The 12019-nt window shown below is 58.8% G+C and carries 10 protein-coding genes; 8 read left to right on the top strand and 2 right to left on the bottom strand.

Annotated features, from left to right (window positions below):
• Window positions 1–136 precede the first annotated feature (136 nt).
• The 4 genes from guaB (at window position 137) to V6W80_RS17650 (ending at window position 5112) form a co-directional block, all read left to right on the top strand.
• Window positions 137–1606, top strand: coding sequence for an IMP dehydrogenase (gene guaB, locus V6W80_RS17665; protein WP_017638609.1), 1470 nt, complete (start codon window positions 137–139; stop codon window positions 1604–1606).
• Between the two features lie 87 nt (window positions 1607–1693).
• Window positions 1694–3271: a glutamine-hydrolyzing GMP synthase gene (gene guaA / locus V6W80_RS17660; RefSeq protein ID WP_208692242.1), complete on the top strand. Its 1578-nt coding sequence runs from the start codon at window positions 1694–1696 to the stop codon at window positions 3269–3271.
• Window positions 3272–3729: 458 nt separating this feature from the next.
• Window positions 3730–4065, top strand: a complete 336-nt coding sequence (locus V6W80_RS17655) for an OB-fold nucleic acid binding domain-containing protein (RefSeq protein WP_338544977.1) — start codon at window positions 3730–3732, stop codon at window positions 4063–4065.
• A 279-nt stretch (window positions 4066–4344) separates the two neighbouring features.
• Window positions 4345–5112 carry an SDR family NAD(P)-dependent oxidoreductase gene (locus tag V6W80_RS17650; RefSeq protein WP_338544976.1) on the top strand — a complete coding sequence of 256 codons (768 nt, stop codon included), beginning with the start codon at window positions 4345–4347 and terminating at the stop codon, window positions 5110–5112.
• Between the two features lie 39 nt (window positions 5113–5151).
• Here the strand turns inward: V6W80_RS17650 and V6W80_RS17645 are convergent, their stop codons facing one another.
• The gene (locus V6W80_RS17645) at window positions 5152–5982 is read right to left on the bottom strand and encodes a LysR substrate-binding domain-containing protein (protein WP_017638605.1); all 831 of its coding nucleotides are present in this window, start codon (window positions 5980–5982) and stop codon (window positions 5152–5154) included.
• Between the two features lie 236 nt (window positions 5983–6218).
• On the opposite strand from V6W80_RS17645, the gene V6W80_RS17640 reads away from it, so the two are divergent.
• From V6W80_RS17640 to V6W80_RS17625, 4 genes are all read left to right on the top strand, one after another.
• Window positions 6219–7496: a ribulose-bisphosphate carboxylase large subunit family protein gene (locus V6W80_RS17640; protein ID WP_338544975.1), complete on the top strand. Its 1278-nt coding sequence runs from the start codon at window positions 6219–6221 to the stop codon at window positions 7494–7496.
• Between the two features lie 2 nt (window positions 7497–7498).
• Window positions 7499–8884: a four-carbon acid sugar kinase family protein gene (locus tag V6W80_RS17635; RefSeq protein ID WP_338544974.1), complete on the top strand. Its 1386-nt coding sequence runs from the start codon at window positions 7499–7501 to the stop codon at window positions 8882–8884.
• Window positions 8885–8941: 57 nt separating this feature from the next.
• Window positions 8942–10285, top strand: a complete 1344-nt coding sequence (locus V6W80_RS17630; RefSeq protein ID WP_338544973.1) for an MFS transporter — start codon at window positions 8942–8944, stop codon at window positions 10283–10285.
• A gap of 125 nt (window positions 10286–10410) precedes the next feature.
• Complete coding sequence (locus V6W80_RS17625) at window positions 10411–10587, top strand: hypothetical protein (RefSeq protein WP_338544972.1); 177 nt, start codon at window positions 10411–10413, stop codon at window positions 10585–10587.
• Between the two features lie 498 nt (window positions 10588–11085).
• Here V6W80_RS17625 and V6W80_RS17620 read toward each other — a convergent pair whose 3' ends face one another.
• On the bottom strand, window positions 11086–11982 hold the full coding sequence (locus tag V6W80_RS17620; RefSeq protein ID WP_338544971.1) for a LysR family transcriptional regulator: 897 nt from the start codon (window positions 11980–11982) through the stop codon (window positions 11086–11088).
• Between the last annotated feature and the right edge of the window lie 37 nt (window positions 11983–12019).

The following is a 12019-nucleotide window of genomic DNA, read 5'->3' as shown; positions in this document are numbered from 1 at the left end:
GCGGCGATTCTATGTTGATAGTCATTCTCACGTAAATCGAATCCTTATACCGTTGATGCTCGGGTGCGTTGCCGCCCATCCCCAAGCACAGGTATAATGTCGCGCTCCTAAATTTTCCCGCCCGGGAGCGCCCGCCATGCTGCGCATCAGCCAAGAAGCCCTGACGTTCGACGATGTTCTCCTCATCCCCGGCTATTCGGATGTCCTGCCGAAAGACGTCAGTCTCAAGACCCGCCTGACCCGTGGCATCGAGCTGAACATTCCCCTGGTGTCCGCCGCCATGGACACCGTGACCGAGTCCCGTCTGGCCATCGCCATGGCCCAGGAAGGCGGCATCGGCATCATCCACAAGAACATGACCGTCGAGCAGCAGGCCGCGGAAGTCCGCAAGGTCAAGCGCTTCGAGGCCGGTGTGGTGAAGGACCCCATCACCATCGACGCCGACGCCAGCGTGCGCGATCTGTTCGACCTGACCCGCCTGCACAACATCTCCGGCGTCCCGGTGATCTCCGGCCGTGACCTGGTCGGTATCGTCACCTCCCGCGACGTGCGCTTCGAGACCCGTCTCGACGTGCCGGTGCGCGAAGTCATGACCCCCAAGGATCGCCTGGTCACCGTGCGCGAAGGTGCCGACAAGCAGGAAGTCCGCGAGCTGCTGCACAAGCACCGCATCGAGAAGGTGCTGATCGTCGACGAAGCCTTCGCCCTCAAGGGCATGATGACCGTCAAGGACATCGAGAAGGCCAAGGCCTACCCCAACGCCAGCAAGGACGACGCCGGTAGCCTGCGCGTCGGCGCCGCCGTCGGTACCGGTGCCGAGACTCCCGAGCGCGTGGCCGCCCTGGTCGCCGCCGGCGTCGACGTCATCGTGGTCGACACCGCCCACGGTCACTCCAAGGGCGTGATCGAGCGCGTGCGCTGGGTCAAACAGACCTATCCGCAGGTGCAGGTGATCGGCGGCAACATCGCCACCGCCGAAGCCGCCAAGGCCCTGGCTGACGCCGGCGCTGACGCGGTCAAGGTCGGCATCGGCCCGGGCTCCATCTGCACCACCCGCATCGTCGCCGGTGTCGGCGTGCCGCAGATCTCCGCCATCGCCAACGTCGCCGCCGCCCTCGAAGGCACCGGCGTGCCGCTGATCGCCGACGGCGGCATCCGCTTCTCCGGTGACCTGTCCAAGGCCATCGTCGCCGGTGGCTACTGCGTGATGATGGGCTCCATGTTCGCCGGTACCGAAGAGGCTCCGGGCGAGGTCGAGCTGTTCCAGGGCCGCTCCTACAAGTCCTATCGCGGCATGGGCTCCCTGGGCGCCATGTCCCAGACCCAGGGCTCCAGCGACCGCTACTTCCAGGACTCCGCCTCCGGCGCCGAGAAGCTGGTACCCGAGGGCATCGAAGGCCGCGTCCCCTACAAGGGCCCGCTGGCGGCGATCATCCACCAGCTGATGGGCGGCCTGCGTGCCTCCATGGGCTACACCGGTTGCGCCACCGTCGAGCAGATGCGCACCAAGCCGCAGTTCGTGCGCATCACCGGCGCCGGCATGGCCGAATCCCACGTCCACGACGTGCAGATCACCAAGGAAGCGCCTAACTACCGCGTTAGCTGATTCCTGATCTGTCGTTCTTATCGTTGCGATTCGGGGCTGTCTAGACAGCCCCGAATCGTCTGAACCTAGCGCTATCGAGACCTGGCCATGTCCCAAGACATCCACGCCCACCGCATCCTCATCCTCGACTTCGGCTCCCAGTACACCCAGCTCATCGCCCGCCGCGTGCGCGAACTGGGCGTCTATTGCGAGCTGCATCCCTTCGACATGGACGACGCCGACATCCGCGCCTTCGCTCCGCGCGGCATCATCCTTGCCGGTGGTCCCGAGTCGGTCCATGAGGCCGGCAGCCCCCGCGCACCCAAGGCGGTGTTCGATCTGGGCGTACCGCTGTTCGGCATCTGCTACGGCATGCAGACCATGGCCGAGCAGCTCGGCGGCAAGGTCGAAGGCTCCAACATCCGTGAATTCGGCTATGCCAAGGTCGACGTGGTCGGTAAGAGCCGCCTGCTCGAAGGCATCCAGGACCACCTCGACGACGACGGCGTACTCGGCCTGGACGTCTGGATGAGCCATGGCGACAAGGTCGGCAAGCTGCCGGACGGCTTCCACATCGTCGCCAGCACCCCCAGCTGCGCCATCGCCGCCATGGGCGACGACGAGCGCGGCTGGTACGGCGTGCAGTTCCACCCCGAGGTGACCCACACCAAGCAGGGCGGGCGCATCCTCTCGCGCTTTTTGAAGGACATCTGCGGCTGCGAAGCCCTCTGGACCCCGGCCAACATCGTCGAGGACGCTATCGCCCAGGTGCGCGCCCAGGTCGGCAGCGCCAACGTGCTGCTGGGTCTCTCCGGCGGCGTCGACTCCTCCGTGGTCGCGGCGCTGCTGCACAAGGCCATCGGCGACCAGCTGACCTGCGTCTTCGTCGACAACGGCCTGCTGCGCCTGCACGAGGGTGACCAGGTGATGGCCATGTTCGCCGAGAACATGGGCGTCAAGGTGATCCGCTCCAACTCCGAGCAGCGTTTCCTGACCAACCTGGAAGGCGAAGCCGACCCGGAGAAGAAGCGCAAGATCATCGGCCGCACCTTCATCGACGTCTTCGACGCCGAAGCCAGCAAGCTCGACAACATCAAATTCCTGGCCCAGGGCACCATCTACCCCGACGTCATCGAATCGGCCGGCGCCAAGACCGGCAAGGCCCACGTCATCAAGTCCCACCACAACGTCGGCGGCCTGCCCGAGGAGATGAACCTCAAACTGGTCGAGCCGCTGCGCGAACTGTTCAAGGACGAGGTGCGCAAGATCGGCCTGGAGCTGGGCCTGCCCTACGACATGGTCTACCGCCATCCCTTCCCGGGCCCGGGCCTGGGCGTACGCATCCTCGGCGAAGTGAAGAAGGAATACGCCGACCTGCTGCGTCGCGCCGACGACATCTTCATCAGCGAACTGCGCAAGGCCGACTGGTACCACAAGGTCAGCCAGGCCTTCGTCGTCTTCCAACCGGTCAAATCCGTCGGCGTGGTCGGCGACGGCCGCCGCTACGCCTGGGTCGTCGCCCTGCGCGCGGTGGAAACCATCGACTTCATGACCGCCCGCTGGGCCCATCTGCCCTACGAGCTGCTGGAAAAGGTCTCCAACCGCATCATCAACGAAATCGACGGCATCTCCCGCGTCACCTACGACGTCTCGAGCAAGCCGCCGGCGACGATTGAGTGGGAGTGATCCCGCGACCGGCATAGACCGGTACGTCTAGCAGGAAAAACCAAAAGCCCGCGTAATTGCGGGCTTTTGGCTTTTTGATGAGGGTGAATCCTGGCGGTCATTCATGACCGACCGCTAGCGGTTAGTCAGCACCAAAAGGAAAGGACGATTATCCGTCGAGCGCGCCGCAGGAGTGCCTAGACGCTTACGTAGAAAGTTGCAGCTGACGTGGCCAGCCATTTGCCTCGGATGTGACTAGCGCACGGGTAGGTCTTGACCGGCAGGAATCGACCCAAAGCTGCCGTTGGCGTAGGACAGCTAACGAACCGAAGCCGCCGCTCATTGCTAAGGGTCCTCGTCGTTGCAGAGGAGTTCCAGGAACTGGTCGCACCTACAGTGCGCGTAGACATTCATTACGACTGTGCCTCGCTGGGTAACACCTTAGGCCGTTGTCACGTACGTTACTACGACCTTAGTTCGTGGCTCACCGCCTGATAATCGCTCGTGACCTGAAGGAACGCTGCCACGGCCAGCCAGCCCGGATAGGCGGGCTGATTGTCGGGACGCAGCGCGCAGGCGCCGTCAGCAACATGACCTTCGTGACGCTGGAGGACGAGTTTGGGATGGTGAACGTGGTGGTGTGGCGTACCTTGGCGGAGCGCCATCGGCGGGAGCTGGTGACATTACACTTGCTACGGGTGGATGGGACAGGGAAAACACGCGATGGCGTACCGCACATTGTGGCCGGCCACTTGGAGGACATCAGCGAGCTGATGCAGGGCAAGATACCCGGAGTCGAGATTTTCGTTGATTAAACTATTGACTGTCGGACGATTATTTTCGGAGCACTCCCTCTCTCTCACAATACCGATTCAAAAGCACCTACTTCCAGATGAGAAAAATAGGACATCGGCCTACGGAGTCAATGACTTCCCCATTTGCTCTGCCGACAGTATTTACGGACTCGCCTGTCCTTTTGTGATTGTGAAATTTCGTCACTTGAGCGGGAGATTTTATCGATTGCATCCCTAGCGGGCTATTTCCTAATCTCCAAAGCTCAGCCACCCAGGCGTTTAGAACAAGAGAAAAAATCAATGCAAGCCACCGATCAAAAAGTTGCCGTCGTCACAGGTGGGGCCATGGGTATCGGCGCTGCAGCTGCGCTGGCCCTTGCGAAAGACGGTCATCAGATCGTCATCTGTGATATCAAAATTGATGAGGCTGAGCGCTTCGCAGACCACCTCAAAGACCAGGGCTTTTCTGCCTTCGCCTGCCAGGTGGATGTCAGCTCACCGTCATCCATAACCGAGGGCTTCGACTGGATCGAGCGTGAACTAGGCCGATGCGACGTCTTGGTTAATTCTGCCGGGATCGCGAAGACAATGCCGTTTCTCGACTTCGATCTCGAGGTCTTCAACAAGACCTTGCTCATCAACGTCACCGGCACCTTCCTATGCTGCCAAATGGCCGCTCGCCTCATGCGCAAGCATAGCTTTGGCAGGATCATCAATATCGCTTCAGTAGCCGGCCTGCGTGCCGTCGGCAAAGGTCGTACGGCCTATGGCACATCCAAAGGCGCGGTGATCGCGCTGACTCGTCAAATGGCCGTCGAATTGATTGACTATGGCATCACTGCTAACGCGATCGCGCCTGGGCCAGTTGATACCCCCATGACTCGAGAGCTCCACAGCGACAGTTTCCGCAAGGCTTATAGCAACGCCATTCCGGCTAAGCGCTACGGCACCACTCAGGAGATGGCTGGAGCGGTCAGCTATTTAGCATCTGACGTAGCAGCTTATGTGAATGGCATCGTCCTGCCTGTGGACGGTGGCTTCCTGGCTTGGGGCGCAGGTGATATCTAATCCCTTAGTTCCGAGGCGCTATCACACTCAGATCGCGCCTCAACTGCTTGCCATTTCTTCTCGAAGCCATTGTGCGAGGTTCGCGGTATCAGGCCGCTGCATAGCGCTTGGAGATACCCAGAGAACCAAGTGGGCTGGACCCTCGGCAAAGCCAAAAGGCGCCACAAGTTCCCCTTTGTCGAGTTCGGACTGCACCAGCATTCTGGGAACGCAGGCCATTCCGAGTCCAACCTTCGCCGCCTGTATCAGCAGGTAAAAATGCTCGAAGTACTCCATACCGAGCGTTTCTATCGGTGGGCGCGCCACCGCCGCATACCAATCACTCCACGCGTGTGGCCGAGTCTTGGTGGCCAGCAAGCGTTCCCGGCCTAGCTGGCCGACGTCGTTCACTCCAGAGGCAGCCTGATACTCCGGCGAGCAGATCACTCCTATCCATTCACGTGTGAGCGGGATGGGAACGGTACCTGCGGGTGGCTGGATGCTATCTAGTCGAATCGCGACGCTGACGCCTTCCTGAATGAAGTCGATAGGACCATGTCCAGTTTTGAGCCCAAGCTCCATCGTGGGAAAGCGACTGTGCAACTTTGCCAGCCGAGGTAGTAGCCAGTGCATCATGATTGAGGCAGAGCAAGAAAGCTCCAGCGGTTGAGGCCGCACCTGCTCCACACTTTCCTGGATCAATGCGAATCCGCGCCTGAGGCCGGCTGCAAGCTTGGCGCCTTCTGAAGTGAGCGTGGTGCCATGCGCATTGCGCGTCAGCAACACCACGCCAAGTGAGTCCTCCAGGCTCCGAATATGCCGACTGATTGCGCCATGCGTCACCGACAGGGCTTCGGCCGCCTCGCTGAACGTGCCCTTTCGAGCAGTCATCTCGAAGGCTCTCAAAGCATTTAGGGATGGCCGTGGGGTAGAGGGCATCGCTTGGTACCTCGCTAGCCGACTGGGCGCGCCGCTTTTAACGGCAACCCGCGCTGAGTGTGAGTTTTTGTCGCACGCTTAGGAAATCATATCGATTGGCCAGGTGAGTGGTCAATGTATATTGAAAGTACATCTGCAGACGCTTTTTGCTGAAGATCGACAACAATAATTAGCTCAAGGAATACTTTATGTCCGGTTATCCATCAGGCAGGGAAGAGTTCAGCGCTCGCTTCTTTGTTGAAAGTAACTTTCCGATCGAGAAAGTCGGGGAGATTATCGCCGGCGAACAATCGAGTGGCACCTTCATCTCCGTTCCAGGTGAGTCTGCGGAGTTGAAAGAGCGCTCCCGTGCGCGGGTCGTATCCATCAAGACGCTGCCAGCTGTAGATACAGCCTCCTTGCACAGCGCTTATCTCACAAGGCACAACCCGTCAAATCACTTCCATCGTGGCGAGGTCACGATTGCATTCCCTATCGCCAACATTGGCACCAACATTCCCGCGCTGCTGACAACCATAGCGGGAAACCTCTTCGAGCTAGGCGAAGTGAGCGCTCTCAGGGTCTTGGATCTGGAACTGCCCGAGCGCTTCGCTTCTACGTTCCTCGGGCCTCAATTTGGCATCGAAGGTACGCGTGCCCTCTGTGGCGTACACGATCGGCCCATCATCGGCACGATCATCAAGCCCAGCATCGGCTTGACCCCTGAGCAGACTGCTGAGACGGTCGATGCCCTCTGCGCAGGTGGTATCGAGTTCTTCAAGGATGATGAGCTGTTAATTGACCCGACCTATGCGTCTTTCGATGCCCGGCTCAGCGCTGTCATGCAGGTGCTACACCGTCATGCTGATCGGCTAGGCAGGATGCCTATGTATGCCATCAATATCTCAGGCGGTGTGGACGAAATGCTGCGGCGGCACGATGCCGTGCGTGAGGCGGGTGGCACCTGCGTGATGCTGTGCCTGAACTGGGTTGGCCACTCTGCCGTCGAACACATCCGCAAGCATTCCCAATTGCCTATCCATGGCCATCGAAATGGGTGGGGCGCTTTCACGCGAAGCCCTAACCTGGGTTTTTCCTTCGACGTCTACCAAAAGGTATGGCGCCTAGCGGGCATCGACCATCTGCATGTCAACGGAGTCCAGAGCAAGTTCTGGGAGCCGGACGAGTCCGTTATTTCATCGGCACAGAGTTGTTTGCGCTCCTTCGCCGGCATACAGCCGTTGCTGCCCGTGTTTTCTTCCGGCCAGTGGGCTGCGCAGGCCCCGATTCTTTACAACGCACTCAAGTCGGTCGACCTCATGCATCTGGCGGGCGGAGGCATCATCGGTCACCCGCAAGGTATCGAGGCTGGCGTGCAGAGCATGCGCGAGGGCTGGGAGGCTGCAGTGCAGCATGTGCCTTTGCATGAGTACGCCGAAGGCCGTCCAGCCTTGAGTGCCGCGCTAAAGAAATTCGGGGGGGCCTGAAGATGGCTGAGGATGCCAATTCGAAACTTCCGCTTGTCTTCTATGGCGACGACTTCACTGGCTCGACGGATGCTCTGGAAGTGCTGACCGGGGCCGGACTCAAGTGCGCGCTGTTCCTCCAGCCACCGTCGCCACAACTGATCGCGGAGCTTGGCGGCTTTGATGCCATTGGCATCGCCGGTGATAGCCGTGCGATGTCCAACGCAGAAATGGACGACGCCCTACCCGCGGTGTTCCACGCGATCAAACAGCTGTCACCGTCAGTGGTGCACTACAAAGTGTGCTCGACGTTTGACAGCGCGCCAAGCGTTGGCAGCATCGGCCACGTGATCGGCCTGGCATCGGCGATCTTCGACGTCACCGGCATTCCCATCATTGCTGGCAATCCCAAGTTAGGTCGGTACTGTGCCTTCGGCAATCTGTTCGCCCTGTCCAAGACGGATCACCAGGTTCACCGGATCGACCGTCATCCGATCATGCGGGCTCATCCGATCACGCCGATGCAGGAAGCCGACCTCAGTGTGCACATCGGCCAGCAGGCGAACCTAGACATTGCCAAGGTAACCATCCGGCATATTGAAGAAACGGAGGATCTTGCCGCTCTGGCCCGTGAGGTGGGTCGTGAGCATGATGCAGTATTGTTCGACGGCGTCACTGACGAACACCTAACCGCAGCGGGTCGGGCCCTTACCGAACTCGCCATCGGCAGCACTTCCGTGTTCGTGGTGGGCTCGTCCGGTGTGGAGTACGGACTGACACAACACTGGCACGCAGGCGGCCGGACGTGTAACCACCAAGCCCAAGTCGCTCCGTTGCATCCTGTTGCACAGGTGCTCGTGGTGTCGGGTAGCGCCTCACCGCTGAGCCAGGCTCAGATCGATACAGCGCTCGCCGATGGCTTCGTCGAGTTGCCAGTAGACACTACAGGACTCATAAGCGACGCCCGGCGTGGCGCCATACTCCAGGAACTGGTGACAGCTGCACTCGCTTATCTCGCAGCGGGAAAATCTGTCGTCATGCATACCGCCAAGGGTACGGCCGATCCACGCATCGAGCAGATGATCGAAGCCATGGTCGCCGAAGGCCTCAATCGTGACAACGCAAGAACTTACGGCGGCAAACGACTGGCGTTCGAGTTGGGTCATGTGGTCTTGGCCATTCTCGAAGCCTATCCGCTGAAGCGGCTCGTGATTTCTGGAGGGGATACCTCCAGCCAAATAACCAAGGTCCTAAATCCAGATGCATTGGTTATCAAGTCCTATCTCTCGCCCGGCGCACCGTTGTGCCAGATGCATTCGGAAAAGCCCTATCTGAAGTCCTTGGAAATCGCTCTGAAAGGCGGGCAAATGGGAGACCGGGATTATTTCGTCAGGGCTTTAAGAGGCTAGTAATCGAGCAACGTCAAGTACAGCACTGGCACATCTACAATAACAACAGGTGAAACCATGCAGACCTCTATATCCAGCATAAGTGAAACCCCCCTTGAACACGTGGACGCGGAAAAGCAGAAGTCCATGAAGAATGTGGTCGCCGGCAGCCTTTTCGGTACGGCGCTCGAAACTTATGATCTTTACCTCTATGGAACTGCCGCGGCTCTGATCTTCGCTCCCCTGTTTTTTCCTGGGCATGATGAGGCTGTCTCGCGGCTGGCCTCCCTTGCGTCCTTTGCCATTTCTTTTATCGCCAGACCCCTAGGCTCCCTAGTGCTCGGGCATTTCGGCGATCGTATCGGTCGGAAGAAGTTGCTTTACCTCACGCTGATAGTCATGGGGTTGAGCACCGTAGGTATCGGCCTTTTGCCGACCTATGCAAGCGTCGGTATCTGGGCGCCGATCATGCTGTGTGTCCTGCGCTTCATCCAAGGCTTTGCTTTCGCAGGCGAATACAGTGGCGCCGTGCTCATGCTTCTCGAACATGCGCCCAGGCGAAAACGTGGACTCTACGCCGCGATTAACAACATTGGCCCAGTATTCGGCTTTATTGCCTCGGCTGGTTTACTCTTGATCGTCAGCAGCGTGTTGTCTAAAGAAGATTTCTACTCCTGGGGATGGCGCATTCCTTTTGTCGCCAGCCTCGTATTGCTGATCGTTGGGGTCTTCGTTCGCTCGAAGGTGCCCGAATCTCCAGTATTCTTGGAGACCGCCGCGAAACGTTCCGCTACCGCAGCGCCTAGCGAGTCTCCGGCCATACGCCTCTTCAAGCGCTATCCCAAGCAACTGCTACTAGTCGCCGGCGCCAACATTTGCCACTTCTCCACGTTCTACCTGTTCACCGTATTCGCGCTGAGTTATGGACAGCGGGAATTAGGGCTATCCAACGCCTTTGTGCTGTCGGTCGCTATGGTCGCTGTCTGCACCCACTTGGTGGTGGTGCCTTGCGCCGGTGCCTTGGCTGATCGAATAGGCAGACGTACCACAATGCTCATCGGCTTCGCGTTCACAGCACTGGTCGCGTTTCCCTTCTGGTACCTGTTCTCCATGGGCCAGTTTTTACCAATGGTCCTAGGCTCATGCCTGTTCATGACGGGATACGGGCTGGTCTACGGTGCCGTACCGTCATTTACCGGTGAGGCATTCGGCCCTAGTGCTCGGTTTACCGGCTTTGCAATGGCAACCAACGTTGGGGGCATTATCGGCGGCGGAACCGCGCCTATCCTCGGGGCGTACCTACTGAACCATTACGGCTCCCCCTACGCTATTTCGATACTGACCATAAGTCTCGCAGTGATCTCCGCAACCTGCGTCTACCTATCTGCCGAGACAAGGGATATCGATATCGTGAACGACTGATCGAGCTGAGTGCGGCATTAGCTCGAGGAAGGCGCCATGCCCAGCCGCCCCGGATTGCTGGCTGGGTCGTTGGCCGGCAGTAGTCAGGTACATCCAGTGACGCGACCCTAGAGGATGAGGACGGGATGATGATCGTGACCAAACGGAAGATTCTGGCGGCGTGCCAACGGCGGGAGCTGGTGACGTCATGGCTCTTATGGGGCTACGGGACCATGATGACCCTGCACGTTGTGGCCGACCGTCTGGAGGACATCAACGAGCTGCTGCAGGGTCTCGATACTCGAAGTCGGGAGTTTCATTAAGCGCAACTTCGAGTGGGCAAGTCTCGGATTTGCAATTGAGCGAGTGACGTATAGCCGCAAGAAATGCTTCAAGAGCGGAAGTAAACCTCCTCGGATATTTCCGCTATACCCGACTGGCGTAGGGTGGCCCCCATAGCAAGCAAACCTTGCTTACCATGGGGGCTATCAAGCGTGAAGCCTTGCTATTGAAGACCTATGGGGGCCCTCCCGAACACTACCATCGTGTGGGACGGCGTTCAGCCAGAAGCAGCCTGTCACCTGCATCAGCTTTAAAAGCCAATATAAGCCCTTCTAGAAAATGCATTGTGGTGTCTACGAAATCAGGGGCAATTTATTGGTTTAGGGCAGGTGGTGAATCAGAGCTCTGAGATAGAAGTGTTACTTCTCGATGACTATTCAGATCCGCTGATTGCAACTGTGGTAAGCGTGCATCCTGTCTCACAACAAGGGGCACCGCGGCTATGATTATCCGTTCGCGCGCCGCTCATGGGGATGAGGCTACTTTGGGCACTCACGGAATGCAGAGCTTTTTGCAAACACATCTGCCATGAAGTCCATGAATACAATGGCTCGCCTGGGCATCAGCCGATTCGCTAGATATATAACTTGGATCGGCACCTGTGGTGCTACGTAGTCTTTAAGCAGCAGTTCAAGGTTACCAGCTTTCAGCCCTTCCTCATAAAGCCACTGAGGCCCCTGTGCGATCCCCAGCCCTGCGTTTACATACTCACGTATCGCCTCGGGAGAGTTAACCCGCAGGCGCCCGGAGACCGGTACGTCAATGTCCTTAAACCGCCAGTTAGTCCCGGTAGATAGCAGGGTATAAATAAGGCAGTCGTGTTCCTTCAGATCTTCAGGCGAAGAGGGAGAGCCTCGTTTCGCCAAGTACTCGCGGCTAGCTACGCACACCCGCTCGAACCAAGCTAGTGGCCGTGCATGCATTGAACTGTCCTCCAGGTGGCCAATGCGAATCGCGAGCTCGGCTCCCTCGTCAACCAGATTGACGTAGCGATCGTTGATTTGAAGATCGAGCGACACTTCTGGATAGAGCTCAAGAAACCTAGCCACATGGGGCACGATAAAGGTGTGCGCCAATGCAGTCGGGCATGCGATACGCAGTAACCCAGACGGCGCCACGTTGCCTTTCAGTGAGGATTCGGACTGTTCCACCGAGTCTAAGATACGCCGCGCGTCTGCGTAGTAGCGCTCACCTTCAGGAGTGAGCGTCAGCTTTCGTGTCGACCGGTGAAGCAACCTGGTTTGCAGATGATCTTCGAGGGCGGCGACGTAACGGCTCACGCTAGGTTGCCCGAGCCCAAGATCACGTCCTGCAGCCGAGAGGCTGCCTGTCTCGACGGCGCGTACAAAACAGCTCATCAGTAACAACCGATCCATCACACATCCTCTTTCATGCGGATTTCGCATGAGAGCT

It is taken from the genome of Pseudomonas benzopyrenica (assembly GCF_036884265.1).
Lineage (GTDB): Bacteria > Pseudomonadota > Gammaproteobacteria > Pseudomonadales > Pseudomonadaceae > Chryseomonas > Chryseomonas benzopyrenica.
This window is presented reverse-complemented; position numbering and strand designations above follow the sequence as displayed.